The organism is Halanaerobium saccharolyticum, assembly GCF_003259895.1.
Taxonomy (GTDB): Bacteria; Bacillota; Halanaerobiia; order Halanaerobiales; family Halanaerobiaceae; genus Halanaerobium; species Halanaerobium saccharolyticum_A.
The window spans coordinates 1-19436 of record NZ_QLME01000006.1 but is presented as its reverse complement, the minus strand read 5'-3'; the positions used below and the strand labels follow the sequence as shown (position 1 = coordinate 19436).

Sequence of the window (19436 nt, the reverse complement as noted above, 5' to 3'; positions counted from 1 at the left end):
ACCTGGTACCTATTAATAAAGAGGTGTAATTTTAAAATGGGATTAGAACGTTTAATAGTAAAAGGTGCTGAAGAGCACAACCTTAAAAAAGTAGATATCGATATACCGCGAGATAAATTGATTGTGATTACAGGTTTAAGTGGTTCTGGTAAGTCTTCACTGGCATTTGATACCATCTATGCAGAAGGACAGCGCCGGTATGTAGAATCACTTTCTGCCTATGCCCGACAGTTCCTGGGCCAGATGGAAAAACCAAAGGTGGAATATATAGAAGGTCTTTCTCCTGCAATTTCAATTGATCAAAAAACAACCAGCCGTAATCCGCGCTCAACTGTGGGTACGGTAACCGAAATTCATGATTATCTGCGTCTGCTCTACGCCAGAGTAGGGATTCCGCACTGCCCTATCTGTGGTAAGGAAATTAAATCTCAGACCGTGGATGAGATTGTTGATCAGGTACTGGAACTGCCGGAGAGGACTAAAATCCAGGTTCTGGCACCGATTGTGCGCGGACGTAAAGGTGAGCATGAGCGTACTTTTCTGCAGGCTCAGAGAGATGGCTTTGTCAGAGCCCGGGTCGATGGTGAGACAATTCTTTTAGAAGAAGCGGAAAAGCTGGATAAAAATTTTAAGCATGATATAGAAATTATTGTTGATCGTCTGGTAGTTAAAGATGGGATTAGAGAGCGTCTGGCTGATTCTGTAGAAACAGCCCTTGACTATGCTGAAGGCCTGGTAATGATTGATGAGATAGATGGTGAAACAACAACTTACAGTGAAAAATTTGCCTGTCCTGAGCATAATATTAGCCTGGAAGAAATGTCACCTCGGATGTTTTCCTTTAACTCTCCTTATGGAGCCTGTGAAAACTGCGATGGTCTGGGAGTAAAAAAAGAATTTGATCCTGATTTAATACTGGATAAAGAAAAATCGATAGCTGATGGAGGAATTATACCTTGGGCCAGTTCATCCAGCCGTTATTATCCTGCTCTTTTAGAGGCAATGGCTGATGAGTATGATTTCAGCCTGGAGACAAAAATCGAGAATCTTGATGATCAGATTTTAGAAAAATTACTCTATGGTGATAACAAGAAAATCACCTTTCCCTATACTAACCGCTATGGTAAAACAAGAGATCACACAACCAGATTTAAGGGGATAACGGGTTATCTAAAAGAAAGAATGGATAAATCTGATAGTCCGGGAACCCATAAAAGGATGGAAAGATATATGAATGAGATTCCCTGTCATGTCTGCCATGGTCAGCGTCTCAAACCAGAAGTGCTGGCAGTAACAGTTGGTGGAATTTCTATAGCAAAATTCAGTTCCTTTACAATTAAAGAAGCCCACGAATTTATAGAAGGGGTAGAACTGGATGACCGCCGGGCCAAGATTGGTAAGGAAATTTTGAAAGAAGTAAGAGAAAGACTGCGTTTTTTGCTGGATGTTGGACTCGATTATTTAAGTCTAGACCGTTCTGCAGGAACACTTTCAGGTGGTGAGGCCCAGCGGATTAGACTAGCAACTCAAATTGGGTCAGGTTTAATGGGGGTATTATATATCCTTGATGAACCAAGTATTGGCCTGCATCAGAGAGATAACAACCGCCTGATCAGCACCTTAGAGCATATCAGGGATTTAGGAAATACTGTAATCGTGGTTGAACATGATGAAGATACAATTAGATCTGCTGATTATATTATTGATATGGGACCAGGTGCTGGAAAACACGGTGGAGAAATTGTCGCTGAGGGATCTCTGGCTGATATTATAGAGGAAGAGCGTTCACTTACCGGTCAGTATTTATCTGGTAAAAAGAAGATTCACGTACCTGAAGACAGGTATCCGGCTGGAGAAAAGTGGCTCAGTATCAAAGGTGCCAGACAGCATAATCTAAAAAGTATAGATGTCGATTTTCCACTGGGAACCTTTACCTGTGTGACCGGAGTTTCTGGTTCGGGGAAAAGTACTCTAATTAATAATACTCTCAAGAGAAAAATGATGCGGGAGCTTCATGATTCGACTCTGCACCCGGGAGAACACGATGAGGTTGAAGGGATGGATCAGATTGATAAAGTAATCAATATTGATCAGTCACCAATTGGCAGAACTCCTCGCTCTAATGCTGTAACTTATACAAAGGTTTTTAATTATATCAGAGATGTTTTTGCCAGTACTCCGGAGGCCAAACAGCGCGGATATGAAATTGGACGCTTCAGCTTCAATGTTAAAGGAGGCCGCTGTGAAGCCTGTAAGGGTCAGGGAATTGAAGAAATAGAGATGCACTTTTTACCTGATGTTTATGTCCCCTGTGATGTCTGTAATGGTAAAAGATATAACCGCGAAACCTTAGAAATTAAATATAAAGGTAAAACAATAGCTGATGTGCTGGATATGACAGTGGAAGAGGCGGTTGAGTTTTTTGAAAATATCGAACCAATTCGCCGCCGGCTGCAGACACTTTATGATGTTGGTCTCGGCTATATTAGACTTGGTCAGCCGGCTACTACCTTTTCCGGTGGTGAAGCACAGCGAATTAAAATTTCCAAAGAACTTGGAAAAAGAAGTACGGGAGAAACCCTCTATTTACTCGATGAGCCGACAACTGGACTCCATTTTGCCGATATCAAAAAACTGCTGGAAGTTCTGCACCGTCTGCGCGAAGATGGTAATACAGTAATTGTGATTGAGCACAATCTGGATGTAATTAAATCAGCAGATTATCTAATTGATTTAGGACCAGAAGGAGGAGAGAAAGGTGGAGAAATTGTAGCCACCGGTACCCCGGAAGAAGTTGCTCAAAATGAAAATTCATATACAGGTAAGTTTTTAAAAGAAGTGTTATAAAGTTAAAACGTTAGGTACCAGGTACAAATGGGCCCATTTGTACCTGGTACAGAAGAATAAATTCACAAGTTTAAATTAGCCCTTCCATTATATGGATAAAAATGGTATAATAATATTACTTTAAATCCAATAAATGGAAGGAGATATCAATATGCCAAGAAAAAATCGTGTCTGGTATCCAGGAGCTATTTATCATATTGTCAGTAGGGGTAATCGACAGGGTCACCTATTTAGAGATAATCGGGACTATACTTTTTATTTAGAAATACTAAAGAAAATAAAAGAGGAATGTAATTATTCATTACTGACTTATTGTTTGATGACAAACCATATTCACTTACAAATTAAAACTGAGAAAGATCCAATCTGGGAAATTATGCATCGGATTAATCTATTCTATGCAAGATATTTTAATTATAAATATGATTTAAAGGGGCATGTGTTCCAGGGGCGATATCATTCAAAGGTTATTGAAGATGATTTTTATAATATTGGTGTCAGTAGATATATTCATTTAAATCCAGTTGAAGCCTCCATTGTTGAAAATGCAGATGAATATAATAGGAGTAGTTATCCGATTTATTTAGAACAGAAAGATAGTGAGTTGGTAGAAACTGATCATATTTTAAACTTCTTTGAAAATAATTGTAATTTATATAAGAAATTTGTTGAATCAAATGAAATTAATAAGGAGTTAGATAAAGAAATAAAACTTGAAATAGACTTGTGATTAATTTTACTTGTACCAGGTACAAAAAGGCCTTTTTGTACCTGGTACCTATAAGTGATATAATTAAAATATAATTTTAAATGGAGGTGCATAAATTGGAGATATCTAATAGGATCAAAGAAATATTTCAATCAAAAACTGCTGCATTTATTATGGCTGCAGCCATAATTTTGATTGCCTTACTGGCCAGTCTGGAAGTCATAGAACCACTTGTTATTTTATTCGTAATCTACTGCAGCTTGAATTTTGCAAAAAGAGGTGCAGTTTATTCAACTATTTTTGCGATTTCTGTACTTGCCCTTCAGGATTTATATAAGCTTAATATAGGTCTTTACCAGTATTTAATTGAAGTATCTGTAGTTATTATCGCAGTATTTTATATTTATAAAAGCACCTCCAGTATTAAAAAATTAAATTTTGAACTCGGCGAACGAGTTAAAGAGCTGACAGGGCTTTATAGAATTTCCGAGGCAGCTGAAAATTTAAAGACTGATCTTGATCAATTATTAAATGAAGTTGTTCAGGGAATTCCACCATCTTACCAGTTTCCGGAAGACTGTGAGGCCAGAATTATCTATCAGGGAAATAAATATCAGACTTCTGATTTTAGAGAAACAGAATGGAGCCAGCAGCTCCCCCTGAAAATTAATAATAAAGAGATAGGAAAAATTGAGGTTGTTTATTTGGAACAACACCCAGTGCAGTACCAGGGAACAGTATTTTTAAAAGAAGAATTTGATTTACTTAATTCAATTACAGCTAAAATCACCAATATTTTAAAAAATTTAGAACAGGAAAAAGAAATAAAAGAACAGCGCCGCTTTCTTTCTATAACACTTAATTCTATTGGTGATGGTCTAATTGTAACAGACAAAAAAGGTCGGGTTAAAAGATTGAACAGTATAGCTGAAGATTTGACCGGCTGGACTATAGATGAGGCAAAAAATAGAGATATCAGAGAAATCTTTAATATTGTTAACTCAAAGACTGGGTTTGAAGTGAAAAATCCGGTTGAAAAAGTCTTAAAACATGGTAAAATTGTAGGTCTGGCCAATCATACAAAATTGATAGCCAGAGATGGCAGTGAATATCATATTGCAGACAGTGCTGCTCCCATTAAAACTGACGAGGGAAATGTTCACGGAACTGTGATGGTTTTTAGAGATGTTAGTAAAAATTATAAAATGAGAGAAAAGATTAAACAGAGAGGAAAAATGTTCTCTACCGCTATCAATGAGTCGCCATTTCCGATTATGGTTCACGCTGAGGATGGTGAGGTTATAACTGTAAATGATACCTGGGAAAATATCAGTGGTTATAAAAAGGAAGAAATACCTGATATAAAAAGCTGGATAAAAAAGGCTTATAGGGGAGAGAATGAGGAAGTTGAAAAAAATATTAAAGAGTCTTTTACTCGTCAGAAAGGCAAAGCTGGTGAGTTTGAAATCACAACTAAAAATGGGAAAAAAAGAATTTGGGAATTTAGCACAGCCCCACTGGGAATAGGGGAAGATGGTCGCAATTTGGTGATTAGCACTGCTGTAGATATTACCCGACGCAAAAAAGCAGAAGCTGAGTTAAAAAAATTAAATAAAATTTATAGGACTTTAAGTATGGTTAACCAGCTGATTGTTAGAGAAAAATCGATCAGTAAACTTTTAGAAGAGGCAGCACAGATAACCTCTGAGTATGGAAAATATCAAAATATCTGGATTGGAAAAATTAATTCGAGTAATGAAAAAATTAAAATACTGACAACTATCGAAAATGACTGCAGCTATATCAAAAAAGGGGACAGCCACGATTTAAAGCTGGAAAATCAAGTTTTGAAATTCAAAGAAGAATTAATTGATCAGGAAAAAGACAGTTTAGTTATCAACAGCTGTCAAAATTTAAATGAACTGGACATTCTGCCGGAAAATCATTGTGGCTCAAGAGCCTTTTTTCTTCTCAGAGCATTTGGTAAACCCTGGGGTGTTTTTTCTTTCTGCACCGCTGAAGAAAATCATTTTGATCAAATGGAAATTGAATTATTAAAGGAACTGACCGGTGATATTTCACTGGGAGTTGAAAAGATTATAAATGAGCAGAGACGGCAGGAGTCGGAAAGAAAATTAAAAATAAGTGAAAAGAGATACAGACAGCTATTTGAGAATTCTCCGGTTGGAATTTTTAAGACTACTTCGAATGGTAGAGTTCAGATGATTAACCCCCATCTTGCTAAAATTTTGGGGTTTGATTCAATTGAGGAAACTATAATGCATTATAATAATCTTGGTCAGGAGTTATATGTCAATCCAGAACGGCGCCAACAATTTATCAGTCAGATAAAAGAAGAAGGAATGATCAATAATTTTGTTTATCAGGCCTATGATAAAAACAAAAATATTTTGTGGCTGGAGATGAATGCCCGGGTCAGCAAAGAAAAGCAGGATGGAAGCTTTGTGATTGAAGGATTTAGTTGGGATATTACAGAACGTAAAGAAAGTGAAGAAAAAATTAAATATCTTGGATTTCATGATAAACTGACTGGATTATATAATCGAGCTTTTCTGGAAGAAGAAATAAAAAGGGTGGACACTACTCGCCAGCAGCCAATCAGTATAATTATGGGAGATCTAAATAATTTAAAACTGATCAATGATACCTACGGACATCAGGTCGGAGATCAGCTGATTAAAAGTGCAGCTGAGATGATCAATAATTCCTGCCGGGATGAAGATATAATTGCCCGATGGGGTGGAGATGAATTTGTGGTACTGCTTCCTCAAACTACTGTAAAGGAAAGTGAAGTAATTATTAAAAGAATTAATCAGCAGATAGAGCAGGAAGAGGGAGAGCTCGCAGTTTCGATTTCACTGGGAACAGCTTCCAAAACAGATACAGATCAGGATTTAATGTCTGTCTTAAGTAAGGCAGAGGATAGAATGTATAAAAATAAAATTGCCAGTCGAAAAAGTGCCCGCAGCAGTGTGCTCTCAGCATTTTTAACTTCTTTAAAAGAGAAAAGTTCAGAAACTGAAGAACATGTGCAGAGGATGAGTAAAATGGCAAAAAGATTTGGAGAAAAAGTTGGTCTATCGAATTCCGAACAGGATAGGCTCTATCTTCTGACCCAGATGCATGATATCGGTAAAATTGCAGTTTCTGAGGAAATTTTAAATAAACCAGGTAAATTAAATGAAGAAGAATGGGAAATAATAAAAAAACATACCGAAACTGGCTTTAGAATCACTTCTAATCTCGAAGATTTTGCGCATATCTCACATGAGATCTTACATCACCATGAGCGCTGGGATGGCTCCGGTTATCCAGAAAACTTGACCGGAGAAGAGATACCATTACTCTCCAGGATGTTGACCATTATTGATTCTTATGATGTAATGATCAGCGGTCGTCCTTATAAAAGGGCAATGACTGAAAAAGAAGCAGAAGCAGAACTCAAGAGTTGTGCTGGTGGTCAGTTTGATCCGGAGTTAGTGGATAAATTTATTGAAAGCTTATAAAAATTATTGGTACCAGGTACAAAAAGGCCTTTTTGTACCTGGTACAGAAGAAATAAATCACAAACAAAAGGTGATAGAAAATGACAGACAATGAAAATAGAAAAGAACACATTGAAGCTCAGCTGAAGGAGTTGCCCCGCCAGCCTGGAGTTTATCTGATGAAAGATGAAACTGGAATGATTATTTATGTTGGCAAGGCAAAATCTCTCCGCAGCCGGGTAAGATCATATTTTCGTAAAAATGATCAGACATATAAAACCAGAATGCTGGTAAAATATATTGATGATTTTGATTATATAATGACCGATACGGAAGTAGAGGCCTATATTTTAGAGGCTAATCTGATAAAAAAGCACCAGCCAAAGTTTAATATTCGACTCAAAGATGATAAATCTTATCCCTATATTAAAGTTACAAAAAATGTTGATTTTCCAAGAGTTTTCAAGACCAGGATTGTAAAAAATGACGGAGCAAAATATTTTGGTCCTTTTGCTGATGTTGATGCTATTTATAAAACTCTTGATGTAATTAAGGATATTTTTAAACTTAGAAGCTGCAAAAAAGAATTGAAGGCAGATGATCCTGAGGATCGCCCCTGCCTGAATTATCATATTGATAAATGCCTGGGCCCCTGTATAGGAGCAGTCAGCAAAGAGGATTATCATGAACTAATTGACCAGGTCTGTTTATTTCTTTCTGGACGTCAGGTAGAATTAAAAAAACAGGTAGAAGAGAAAATGAAAGAAGCAGCAGCAGAAAGAAATTTTGAAAAAGCTGCTCGTTTTCGTGATGCTTTAGAGGCATTTGAAAAATTGAGTGAAAGCCAGAAGGTAATGACAGATAAAAACATTGATCAGGATGTTGTCGCTTTAGTCCAGGGAGAGGAAGATACAGCCTGTGCTCAGCTGCTGCTGGTAAGAAATGGTCGCCTGATCGGACAGGAATATTTTATTCTTCAGGGAACAGAAGCAGAAAGTGCAGCAAAAACAATGGCCTCATTCTTACAGCAGTATTATGAGCAGGCAGCTGGAATTCCAGATGAACTGTTATTAAATACAGAAATTAATTATCAGGAACTGCTTTCCGAAAGACTGGCTAATATGAAAGGAAAAAAGGTCAGTATCCAGTATCCACAAAAGGGAGATAAAAAGAAAATGCTGGAGATGGCTGAGCGTAATGCAGAGCAAAACCTCAAAAAAGAAGATATCCGCAGCAAATATGAAGAACAGCGAACTTCTGGTGCTGTAGAAAAGCTGGGAGAAATTCTGGAAATGGAAAATGACCCTTATCATATTGAAGGATTTGACATTTCTAATATTCAGGGAACGGATACTGTTGCTTCAATGGTGGTTTTCAAAAATGGACGGCCTTCCAAACAGGATTACCGCCGCTTTAAGATTAAAACTGTAGAGGGACCGGATGATTTTTCCAGTATGAAAGAAGTAGTTGAGCGCCGTTATGCTCGTCTGCTGCGTGAAGATAGAGAACTGCCAGATTTAATTTTGATTGATGGTGGGAAAGGTCAGCTTAGTGCAGCCTATGAGATCTTAGAGCTTTTAGGAATAGAAGATTTGCCAATTATTGGGCTGGCCAAAAAAGAAGAAGAAATTTTCCGCCCGGGAGAAAGTGAGCCGATAGCTCTCCCTCATCATACTCCAACCCTGCAGCTGCTGCAGCGAGTTAGAGATGAAGCTCATCGCTTTGCAGTTAGCTACCACCGCAAGCTGAGGTCGCGGCGGTTGACTCATTCAATGTTAGATGAAATTCCCGGAGTTGGTGAAACCCGAAGAAACGCTCTGCTGCAGCACTTTGGCTCATTAGCCAAGATTAGAGAGGCTAAAATCTGGCAGCTAAAAGAGGTTGATGGAGTTAGCGGTAAAACAGCCCGCAAGATTTATGATTATTTAAGAGAGAATATGAGGGCATATTAATTATAGATTTTAAAAAAGCAAGGAATGACAAAAATGTTAGGATTAAAATATGAACAGGTTAAATTAAAATCTCATAATAAAGAATGGAAAACTATTTTTGAAAATGAAAAAGACAGGATCAAGAATCAGATAAATAATTATTTTTGTAAAATAGAGCATATTGGAAGTACTGCAATTAAATCAATACCTGCTAAACCAATAATTGATATTATGCTTGCGCTAGATGATTATTCACAGGTCAATATATATATTCAAAACTTAGGAGATCTTAATTATTTAAATTTTGGAGAATGTGGTAGAAAAGGAAGAACATTTTTAGTTAAAGAAAAAAACAATGAGACGCTTTTTCATCTACATTTAGTAGAATATGAAAATAGATACTGGGAGGATAACATTTTTTTTAGAAACTATTTGCAAGATAATTCAGAAACTGCTTTAGAGTATGCAGAACTCAAAAGAACTTTAGCCCAAAAATATAGGAATAATCGGAATTTATACAGATTATATAAATCAGAATTTGTTGAAAAAATACTTAAACTTAAAAATAATTAATTTTTTGCAGGAACTTTTACTCTGGTGTTGAATATGTAATATAGAGCATCTGATATATCACAGAAAATTAGGAAGTGTTATGATGGTTATAAATAAAAAAAGTCTGACAGATCAGGTATATACTATGATAAAAAAAGAAATTTTAAATAGAGAGATAGAATTGGGCGAACAGATAAATACCAGAGAGATTGCAGAAGAACAGGGTATTAGTCTGATGCCCGTTCGGGACGCTCTGCGGCGGCTGGCAAATGAAGATCTGGTAGAAAATAAACCACGGGTTGGATTTTTTGTCAAAAATTTTTCAGAAGCTGAGATAAATGAGATTCTTGAAGTAAGAAAAATGCACGAACTTTATTGTCTCGAAAATTATTTTTCCCAAATTGATAAAGAACAGATTTCAAAACTAAGAAATAAATTTGAAAATGTTGAACCTGGTTATTTTACGGTTCATGATGATAGACTACACAAGGCGATTGTTTTTGCTTCGCAAAATGATTATTTAATTGAGAGCCATTTAAAATTAGTAAACCACTTTACCATGCTGTTTAGTTATCTGAAGAATAAACGATCAGAATTATCAAGGCAGGAACATGTAGGTTTGATTGATGCTATTTTAGATGAAGAAAAAGAAAAAGCCTATAAAATTTTATACAGCCATTTGGATAGTGTTCATATTAAAAGTGAAAGCAAAATTAAATAAATACAATTTGCATTTTCTGAATATGTATTATAATATTGAAAATAGACAGAAAATTATTTATTTGATTTTTTGTGATATATTAGATATCAAATATCTATTTAACTGATTTTAATTGGGATAAGCATATAAAATTACAAGCCCTTATATTTATATAAATCTTGGAGGTGGTAAATTTTCAAAAAGTTTACGAATATATTAATCAATTCAAGGTTTTCAAAAAAACAGGGGGTAGAAAATATGTTAAAAAACAAACTATTAATTATGCTAGTAATGGTATTTTTATTATCAACTCTTTCAATGAATGTTTTAGCGGTTGAAGAATTAGAATTAGTTGCTGCTCATAATCAAACTTCTAAAGAAAGTCCTTATCAGGTTGGGATGCTTGCGTTTAAAGATGCAGTAGAAGATCTTTCAGATGGCGCAATGACTGTTCAGGTTCATGCAGGTACTTTAGGTACAAGTGAGTCTGAATTAGTTGAAAAACTCAAACTGGATGCTGTTGATGTTGTTATTGCTTCTCCAGGTTTTATGAGCAAAACCGGAGTTCAGGAAATTCAATTATTTGCCTTCCCATATTTGTTCGAAAATTATGATCACTGGGAAAGAGTAGTTGATGGAGAAGTAGGAGACAGAATGGCTGAAATCGTTAATGAAAAATCAAATAATGACTTCAAAATGTTAGGTTACTGGGGTGCAGGTGTCAGACATTATTATGGTAAAAAGCCTCTTAATGATATTTCTGACATTGAAGGTGTAAAAATCAGAACTCAGACTTCTGGGGTAGTTGCTGATTACTGGAGCGGTATCGGTGCAGTTCCAACATCTGTTGCCTGGGGAGAATTATATCAGGGCCTACAGCAGGGCGTTGTAGATGCAGCTGAAAATGCTTATCCATTCTTTGTTCAGGAAAGCCATCACAAAACTAGAAATGGTAAATTTACAACAGAAACTGGCCATGATTATACCACTAGATTTATGTTAACTAATGGTGAAAAGTTTGACAGCTTTACTGAAGAACAGCAGAATATTATTATGGAAGCTGCCAGAATTAGTATAGAAGCTGAAAGAGAAGAAGTCATTAGCCAGGAAGAAGAATATAAGCAGGTACTTATAGATGAAGGTGGAGAAGTAAATCAAATTGACCGTGAACCATTTATTGAAGCAGCAGTGCCTATTCAGGATGAATATGCAGAAGAATATGGTGTAGAAGATTTATTAGAAAAGGTTAGAGAATTAAAATAAGTAGAAATATTTTATTTAAATAATCTAATTCTAACAGGCAGGTTATAATAATCTGCCTGTTAGAATTTAGTAAAATTATTAATAGGATTTAGCTAGAAGGAGGGTAAAAGTTGGTTAAAAAAATTGCTGATCACCTTGAAAAAATTCAGTTAAAAATGGGGGTTTTTTTCCTTTCCTTATTCTTTTTTGTGATTGTGCTCCAGATGTTTGTTAGATATATAGGAGTCTCTTTAATTTGGACTGAGGAAGTTGCCACTTACTCTTTTATCTGGGCAGTTTTTATGGGGGCTTCAGTTATGATTCACAGAAGAGGTCATTTTAGATTTAGTCTGCTTTATGAGAAGCTGGAGGGGAAATCCAAAAGATTTTTAGAAATTTCTATTGATTCTATTTTATTAATTTTTAGTCTTGCAATTTTATATTATGGTATTATAGCAACTGCAAATTTTTGGAATTACAATTGGTATTCCCTAACAAATTTTAAAATGGGATATATGTTCATTTCAATTCCAATTATGGGGTTAAGTATGTTTGTTTATGGTTTAGATCATTTAGTTGATAATTATAAAGAATTGAGGAGGGGTGAATAATGTTAGGGATATTTTTAGTTTCCTTATTTTTGGTTTTAATGATTATTGGAGTCCCGATAGCTTTTGTAATAGCAATTATAGCTTTTGCAGGTATAACTGCTGCTCCTCATATTCCCATAGTTACAGTTGTAATGAAAATGTTTAATGGGCTTAATTCTTTTGTCCTGCTGGCAGTTCCTTTATTTATCTTAGCTGCAAATTTGATGAACAGCGGCAAAATTTCTAAAAAACTTATTGATTTCTCTATTGCTATTGTAGGACCTGTTAAAGGTGGGCTTGCCCATGCCAATGTTTTAGTTTCAATGATTTTCGCAGGTATTTCTGGGGCTTCACAGGCAGATACTGCTGGTATTGGAAAAGTTTTAATTCCAAATATGATAGATACAGGTTATGATAAAGAGACGGCTGTTGGAGTTACGGCTGCATCATCTACTATTGGAGTAATAATCCCCCCAAGTATACCGATGATTATTTATGCGGGGCTGACCAATACATCTATTAGTTCTTTATTTTTAGCTGGAATGGTGCCAGGAATTCTTGCAGGTCTGGGAATGATGATTGTAATTTCAATTTTAGCTAGAAAAAGAAATTATCCATTATATGAGAAATCAAGTTTAAAGAAAATTTTAAAGCTTGGTCTGGAAGCCTTTCCCGCCCTAATGACTCCAATAATTATCATTGGAGGTGTAATTACCGGCTGGTATACTGCTACTGAAGCAGCTGCTATTGCCTCTCTTTACACCTTTGTTATAGGGATGTTTTATTATAAAACAATTAAGTTTAAAGATATACCAGATATTTTAGTTGACACGCTAACTTTAAGTTCTTTATCTTTGTTTGCTCTTTCTGCTGCCAGTGCTTTAGGAGAATTATTAGGGTATTATCAGGTATCTACAACTGTAGAACAGTTTTTCACTACATATATTGACTCCGCAGGCTTATTTATGATTATTGTGATAGCATTCTTCCTTTTTATTGGAACTTTTATGGATGCTATACCAGCCATGATACTTTTTATTCCAGTGATCTTACCGGTTTCTATGAGACTGGGTATTAGTCCTGTATTATTAGGAATGGTGACAATTATTACTCTGGCTATTGGTCTGGTGACACCTCCATATGGGCTCTGCTTAATGATCGCGGCCAAAATCGGAAATATGTCAATTGAGAAATCATTTAGTGCTGTAATTATGTTCATCGGAGTTGTTTTTGCTGTTCTGTTATTTATTGCTTTTTTACCAGAAATAGCTTTTTATATTCCACTTAAATTTGATCCATATCTATTATTTTAACTATCTATTTAATTTAAATATTTTGTCAGGAGGAATATCATGTCGAAAAAAGTTGCAATCACCTCAGAATTTTTTGGTAAATTTTCTAATGAAGCTTTTAACATTCTTGAAGAAAATGGACTGGAAGTAATACCTAATCGTTATGATAAATATTTAGATAAGGAAGAAGAAATTATTTCTTTAACAAAAGATGCAAATGCGGTTATTTGTGATTTAGAGAAAATTTCAAAAAACGTGATTGACCAGTCTCCAAATTTAGAAATTATTGCCCGCCGGGGTGTGGGAACGGATTCTGTAGCTGTCGAATACGCAGAGGAAAAAGGTATAAAAGTGGCGAGAACATTAGGAGTAGTGGAAAAACCGGTAGCAGAATTGGTGATGTCTTATATTTTAAATATTTCGCGTCAGATTATGCCTTTAAATAAATCAATGCATCAGGGGAACTGGAATAAAATTTTAGCTCATAGTATAGATGGTAAAAAATTAGGAATCATTGGTATGGGAAATATAGGGGAGGAAATAACTCGGAAAGCTCAGGCCTTTGACATGGAAATAATTTATTATGATGTAGATCGAAAAAAATCTCTGGAAGAGGAACTGGGAATTGAGTATCAGGAACTTGACCAGTTATTTGAGAATGCAGATGTAATAACTCTACATGTACCTTTAAATGAACATACCGAAAACTTAATTGATTATGAGGCTATGTCAAAAATGACAAAATCACCTATTTTAATTAATACAGCTCGAGGTCCGGTTGTAAATAATGAAGATTTAAAAAGAGCTTTAGAAGAAGGTTTGATTTCTTATGCTGCAGTGGATGTATTTGATGAAGAACCAAAAACTAATTCTGTCTTAAAAGATACTGAGAATGTTATTCTCACCCCTCATGTGGGAACATTTACCGAAGAAATATTCATTAAAATGGATGTGTTAGCAGCTAAAAATGTAGTAGAATATTTAAAAAGATAGACTTTATCAGGTGGGAAGTGGTTTTATAAATTGCTTCCCGGGTTGTGATAATCTTTGGAAATCTATTTCACCTAAGATTTATTTGTGATATAATCTTTATAGAGAGTAAAAAGGAAAATTAATTTTAGAATTAATTCTATTTTTTGCAGGAACTTTTGCTCTGGTGTTGAATATGTAATATAGAGCATCTGATATATCACAGAAAATTAGGAAGTGTTATGATGGTTATAAATAAAAAAAGTTTGACAGATCAGGTATATACAATGTTAAAAGAAAAAATATTGAGCAGAGATGTTGAACTGGGGGAACAGTTAAACACCCGAGAAATTGCAGAAGAACATGGGATTTCTCTAATGCCGGTTCGGGATGCTCTACGGCGGCTGGCAAATGAGGACCTGGTAGAAAACAAACCACGGGTAGGATTTTTTGTCAAAAATTTTTCGGAAGCAGAGGTTAATGATATTTTAGAAGTTCGAAAAATGCATGAACTCTACTGCCTGGAAAATTATTTTAATAATATTGACAGGGAAGTTATTGCTGATCTAAAAGACAAATTTGAAAATGGGCACAAAAAATATTTTACCAGTTATGATCTGAAACTGCACAAGGAAATTATTTTAGCAGCTGATAATGATTATCTAATTGATAGTTATTTAAAAATGATTAATCATTATACAATGCTTTTTAGTTATTTAAATTATAAACGTTCTGAAACTTCTCGTCAGGAACATATTGATTTAATTGATTGTATATTAAATGGGGAACAGGAAAAGGCAACGGAAATTTTATATCGTCATTTAGATAGAGTCCAAATTGCAGAAGATGCTGAAATCAGAAAAAGAGCTTAAAAAGAATTTAAAAAATTGCAAATAAAATTTGCAATCTGCAGCCAAATGTTGTAATATTAAAAATAGAAAGAAAATTAAAATATAATTAAGAATATTTATCAATAATAAATGGACGGATTTTTATCTAAGGAAACAAATAATATTTTTTTAATTCATCTGATATATCACATATCAAATAGAAGATATACAATATCAGTAAAAATTATTAATAAGCTGATTTATTTCTGGTTAATATAATTTTAGGTATAAAATTTGATGTATCATTTTAGTAGGAGCTGATAAGCTTGAAGATAACTAAATTAGAATTATTTAAGCTGCCACCACGCTGGCTTTTTCTTAAAATATCAACTGATCAGGGACTTTCCGGCTGGGGAGAACCAGTTGTGGAAGGTAAAGCTGAAACAGTTAAAGCAGCAGTTAAAGAGATGGAAGATTATTTGATTGGAAAAGATCCTTTAAAAATTGAAGACATCTGGCAGACTCTATATCGAGGGGCTTTTTACAGGGGAGGCCCGGTTTTGATGAGTGCTATTGCCGGTATTGATCAGGCGCTCTGGGATATCAAAGGTAAATATTTAGATCAGCCTGTTTATCAGCTCTTAGGAGGTAAAGTTAGGGATAAAGTTAGAGTTTATTCCTGGATTGGGGGAGACCGACCTGATAATGTTGCTCAGGCAGCTAAGGAAAAAAATGATGCAGGTTTTACAGCAGTTAAAATGAATGGAACTGAAGAATTACATTACATAGATAGTTATAAAAAAGTTGATCAGGCAGTGGCCAGAGTTGCAGCAATTAGAGATCAGCTCGGTCCAGATTTTGGAATAGCGGTTGATTTTCACGGTCGAGTTCACAAGGGAATGGCCAGAATCTTATTTAAAGAACTGGAACCCTTCCGGTTGATGTTTATCGAAGAACCTGTACTTTCTGAAAACATTGAAGCCCTGGCAACAATGGACACTTTTGGAATTCCAATTGCACTTGGCGAAAGATTGTTCAGCCGCTGGGATTACAAAAAGGTCTTTGAGTTAAATAAAGTAGATATTATTCAGCCTGATTTATCTCATGCAGGTGGAATCTCGGAGGTCAGGAAAATTGCAGCTATGGCAGAAGCCTATGATACTGCAGTTGCTCCACATTCTCCGCTGGGTCCAATCAATCTGGCAGCCAGTCTGCAGATAGATGCAGTAACTCCTAATGTTTTTATTCAGGAGCAGAGCCTGGGGATTCATTATAATCAGGGTAATGATCTTTTAGATTACTTAGTTAATAAAGAAGTCTTTAAATATAAAGCTGGATATGCTGAAATTCCAGATTCACCTGGACTTGGAATTGAAATTGATGAGGATTTTGTGCGCTCAAAGGCTAAAGAATCACATAACTGGAAGAACCCGGTCTGGCGTAATCAGGATGGAACAATTGCCGAATGGTAATAAATTATTTATCCAGCAGTAGTTTCGCTATACTTATAACAGGGAGCGAAAAAAATGAGAGAGATTAAATCCGAAATAACAACTCAAGATCAGTATTTAACTGATGCAGAAATTGAAAATTACTTAAAAGAACTTGCAGCAGAAATTATAGAAAGTGGTGCGGAAAATTTACTTTTAATTCCACCTGATTATACACGCAAGTCATCTGCTCTGGGAGTTATAACTGAAAAGCTATATTTCAAATTAGAAGCAGAGATTAAAAATATAGACATTTTACCTGCTTCAGGAACTCATGATCCGATGGATGCTGAATGTCTGAAGTCAGTTTTTGGAACTATTCCAGTTGATAAATTCCTGGAACACAACTGGAGAACTGAAACAATAAAAGTTGGAGAAATTCCAGCAGCTAAAATGAAGGAGTTTTCAGAAGGTGAGTTAACTGAAGCACTCCCTTTAGAAATCAACAAAAATATATTTTCTGATAAATATGATCTGATAATTTCTTTAGGCCAGGTAATACCGCATGAAGTTGTGGGAATGGCCAATTATACAAAAAATATAGTTGTTGGCTGTGGAGGAAATCAGATTATTAATAAATCACATTTTTTAGGTGCTCTGGCAGGTATGGAAAAAATAATGGGCAGAGATCATTCACCTGTGAGAGAACTTTATGATTACTGTCAGCAGGAATTTTTAGATCAGCTGCCTCTAATCTATCTGATGACAGTTAATTCTCCGGTCAGTGATAAAAAAACAGGACTGACAGAGATTAAAGGTATTTTTACAGGCAGCAGCAGAGAAAGTTTCGAAAAAGCAGTTGCTTTAAGTCAAAAAGAAAATATTATATATGTAAAAAAGCCTTTAAAAAAAGTTGTAGTTTTTCTAAAAAAAGATAAATTTAGAAGCACCTGGATTGGTGGCAAGGCTATTTACAGAACCAGAATGGCTGTTGCAGATGGAGGAGAGTTAATTATTATTGCTCCTGGTATTCATAAATTTGGAGAAGATCAGAATATTGACCAGCTGCTTCGCAAATATGGTTATCAGGGTACAGAAAACACACTCAAAAATCTCCATCAAAATCAGGATTTACAGAAAGATTTATCAGCAGCAGCTCATTTAATTCATGGTTCTTCTGAAGGCAGATTTAAGATTTCGCTGGCTTCACCAAAATTGAGCCGCCAAGAAGTTGAAGCTGTTAATTTTAATTATCTAGATTATCAGCAGACTATTGCAGAATATAAAATAGATGAATTGAAAAATGGATTTAACACAGTAAATGGAGAAGAGATCTTTTATATCGATAATCCTGCTACAGGGTTATGGGTATATCAAGATAAATAAGTAAATCAGGAGCAAGGTTATAATCCTATAAGCCCTTTTAAAAAAATTGAGCTGGAGGTGGTAGTAAAAACCGAGGTTTAAGAATTTTTGTTGTGTATATTTTAAAGACTTTTATTAGTTATTTCAAAAAAACTAAAATTAACCTTACAGGAGGAAATTATCTTGAATAAAAAATTAATTATCAACTTATCACTTGCTCTTTTATTAGTCTTAACCTTTTCTGTATCATCAATGGCGGCTGAATATACTATTAATGCTGGTATTGGACTTAACGACAAATCAGCTCAGTATGAGTCTTTAGAGTTCTTTAAAGAATTAGTTGAAGAAAACAGTGACGGCCAGATCGAAGTTAACTTATATCACTCCAGCCAGCTTGGTGATGATAGAGAAATGATGGAAGCTTTACAGATGGGTGTCCAGGAAATGACCTGTCCATCTACAGCTCCAATCGCTCCCTTTGTAAATGGATTTAAAGTATTTGATTTACCATTTTTATTCCCAACTCATGAAGCAGCAGACTATGTTCTCGATGGACCAGTTGGTCAGGATCTACTTAAGCAGTTAGAAGATGAAGGCCTGGTTGGTCTTGCTTTCTGGGAAAATGGATACCGTCAGTTAACAAATAGTAGAAATGCTGTTGAAAGTCCAGAAGATGTTGAAGGTTTGAAAGTCAGAACTATGGAAAACCCAATGCACTTAGCAGCCTGGAGAGAAATGGGAGCTAACCCTACACCTATGGCATTTGGTGAATTATTCTCAGCTATGCAGCAGGGTGTTGTTGATGGTCAGGAAAACCCATGGGGTACAATTTATCTTCAGAACTTCTATGAAGTTCAGGAATATACAACAGATACAGGCCATGTTTATTCTCCATTCGTACTTATGATGTCAAAGAAGTTCTATGACAAGTTACCTGGAGACTTACAGCAGGTAGTTAGAGATGCAGCTCAAGAAGCTAAACATCACAATAGAAGAATCAATAGAGAAATGAATGCCGCTTACTTAGAAGATTTAAAAGAAGTTATGACTGTTACAATCTTAACTCCAGAACAAAAAGCAGCATTCCAAGAAGCAGTTCAGCCTGTTTACGAACAGTTTGAAGACGAAATTGGGGCTGAATTAATCAAAGATGTGCAGGCACAGGTAGAAGAATTTCAGGCTCAGCAGTAATTAACATAATAAATTAAAATTTATGTTGTAATTATGGGGGGAGTTTACTCCCCCTTTAATTTTATTAAAACTATTTTGTAAATATTTTATTTTAGTAGAGTTTTAAAGGGGTGTGGATTATGAAAGATAAAAGTTTTAGTTCAATTTTTGCTAGCATTTATAAATATATTCTTATTTTATTAACTTTAACTTGAATTCGGCAAGTAAAAATACCGAATCCAGTTATGATAGTCTTTAAACAGTAAATCTAGTTCAAATTTTTTTGAATAAAAAAATAGAATC

The 19436-nt window shown here is 35.2% G+C and carries 14 protein-coding genes; all 14 read left to right on the top strand.

What is annotated here, in order from left to right:
• Nucleotides 1-36 precede the first annotated feature (36 nt).
• The 14 genes from uvrA to C7958_RS05635 all read left to right on the top strand — a co-directional run bounded on the left by uvrA (nucleotide 37) and on the right by C7958_RS05635 (nucleotide 19154).
• Complete coding sequence (uvrA, locus tag C7958_RS05700; protein WP_111571706.1) at nucleotides 37-2847, top strand: excinuclease ABC subunit UvrA; 2811 nt, start codon at nucleotides 37-39, stop codon at nucleotides 2845-2847.
• 151 nt (nucleotides 2848-2998) lie between these two features.
• On the top strand, nucleotides 2999-3577 hold the full coding sequence (locus C7958_RS05695; RefSeq protein WP_111571705.1) for a transposase: 579 nt from the start codon (nucleotides 2999-3001) through the stop codon (nucleotides 3575-3577).
• Between the two features lie 86 nt (nucleotides 3578-3663).
• Nucleotides 3664-7083 (top strand): PAS domain S-box protein, encoded by a 3420-nt coding sequence (locus C7958_RS05690; RefSeq protein WP_432207103.1) that lies wholly within the window; start codon nucleotides 3664-3666, stop codon nucleotides 7081-7083.
• Between the two features lie 80 nt (nucleotides 7084-7163).
• Nucleotides 7164-9014 (top strand): excinuclease ABC subunit UvrC, encoded by a 1851-nt coding sequence (gene uvrC / locus C7958_RS05685; protein ID WP_111571703.1) that lies wholly within the window; start codon nucleotides 7164-7166, stop codon nucleotides 9012-9014.
• A gap of 33 nt (nucleotides 9015-9047) precedes the next feature.
• Nucleotides 9048-9566 carry a GrpB family protein gene (locus C7958_RS05680; protein WP_166668711.1) on the top strand — a complete coding sequence of 173 codons (519 nt, stop codon included), beginning with the start codon at nucleotides 9048-9050 and terminating at the stop codon, nucleotides 9564-9566.
• Nucleotides 9567-9648: 82 nt separating this feature from the next.
• Entirely contained in the window at nucleotides 9649-10266 is a 618-nt protein-coding gene (locus C7958_RS05675; protein ID WP_166668477.1) for a GntR family transcriptional regulator, read from the top strand.
• Nucleotides 10267-10503: 237 nt separating this feature from the next.
• Complete coding sequence (locus C7958_RS05670; RefSeq protein ID WP_111571700.1) at nucleotides 10504-11508, top strand: TRAP transporter substrate-binding protein; 1005 nt, start codon at nucleotides 10504-10506, stop codon at nucleotides 11506-11508.
• A 110-nt stretch (nucleotides 11509-11618) separates the two neighbouring features.
• Nucleotides 11619-12098, top strand: a complete 480-nt coding sequence (locus tag C7958_RS05665; RefSeq protein ID WP_208320733.1) for a TRAP transporter small permease — start codon at nucleotides 11619-11621, stop codon at nucleotides 12096-12098.
• The gene (locus C7958_RS05660; protein ID WP_111571699.1) at nucleotides 12098-13390 is read left to right on the top strand and encodes a TRAP transporter large permease; all 1293 of its coding nucleotides are present in this window, start codon (nucleotides 12098-12100) and stop codon (nucleotides 13388-13390) included. Before C7958_RS05665 ends, C7958_RS05660 begins: the two co-directional genes overlap by 1 nt.
• A 39-nt stretch (nucleotides 13391-13429) precedes the next feature.
• On the top strand, nucleotides 13430-14362 hold the full coding sequence (locus tag C7958_RS05655; RefSeq protein WP_111571698.1) for a phosphoglycerate dehydrogenase: 933 nt from the start codon (nucleotides 13430-13432) through the stop codon (nucleotides 14360-14362).
• Between the two features lie 221 nt (nucleotides 14363-14583).
• Complete coding sequence (locus C7958_RS05650) at nucleotides 14584-15210, top strand: GntR family transcriptional regulator (RefSeq protein ID WP_166668476.1); 627 nt, start codon at nucleotides 14584-14586, stop codon at nucleotides 15208-15210.
• Between the two features lie 284 nt (nucleotides 15211-15494).
• The gene (gene dgoD / locus C7958_RS05645; RefSeq protein WP_111571696.1) at nucleotides 15495-16640 is read left to right on the top strand and encodes a galactonate dehydratase; all 1146 of its coding nucleotides are present in this window, start codon (nucleotides 15495-15497) and stop codon (nucleotides 16638-16640) included.
• 54 nt (nucleotides 16641-16694) lie between these two features.
• Complete coding sequence (locus C7958_RS05640; protein ID WP_111571695.1) at nucleotides 16695-17984, top strand: lactate racemase domain-containing protein; 1290 nt, start codon at nucleotides 16695-16697, stop codon at nucleotides 17982-17984.
• 162 nt (nucleotides 17985-18146) lie between these two features.
• On the top strand, nucleotides 18147-19154 hold the full coding sequence (locus tag C7958_RS05635; RefSeq protein WP_243834270.1) for a TRAP transporter substrate-binding protein: 1008 nt from the start codon (nucleotides 18147-18149) through the stop codon (nucleotides 19152-19154).
• Nucleotides 19155-19436 lie beyond the last annotated feature (282 nt).

Excerpts from the sequence above, each read along its gene's own strand:
- C7958_RS05650 (WP_166668476.1), top strand. The coding sequence starts at position 14,584 with ATGGTTATAAATAAAAAAAGTTTGACAGATCAGGTATATACAATGTTA.
- C7958_RS05660 (WP_111571699.1), top strand. The coding sequence starts at position 12,098 with ATGTTAGGGATATTTTTAGTTTCCTTATTTTTGGTTTTAATGATTATT.
- C7958_RS05655 (WP_111571698.1), top strand. The coding sequence starts at position 13,430 with ATGTCGAAAAAAGTTGCAATCACCTCAGAATTTTTTGGTAAATTTTCT.
- C7958_RS05640 (WP_111571695.1), top strand. The coding sequence starts at position 16,695 with ATGAGAGAGATTAAATCCGAAATAACAACTCAAGATCAGTATTTAACT.
- C7958_RS05675 (WP_166668477.1), top strand. The coding sequence starts at position 9,649 with ATGGTTATAAATAAAAAAAGTCTGACAGATCAGGTATATACTATGATA.
- uvrC (WP_111571703.1), top strand. The coding sequence starts at position 7,164 with ATGACAGACAATGAAAATAGAAAAGAACACATTGAAGCTCAGCTGAAG.
- uvrA (WP_111571706.1), top strand. The coding sequence starts at position 37 with ATGGGATTAGAACGTTTAATAGTAAAAGGTGCTGAAGAGCACAACCTT.
- C7958_RS05670 (WP_111571700.1), top strand. The coding sequence starts at position 10,504 with ATGTTAAAAAACAAACTATTAATTATGCTAGTAATGGTATTTTTATTA.
- C7958_RS05695 (WP_111571705.1), top strand. The coding sequence starts at position 2,999 with ATGCCAAGAAAAAATCGTGTCTGGTATCCAGGAGCTATTTATCATATT.
- C7958_RS05680 (WP_166668711.1), top strand. The coding sequence starts at position 9,048 with ATGTTAGGATTAAAATATGAACAGGTTAAATTAAAATCTCATAATAAA.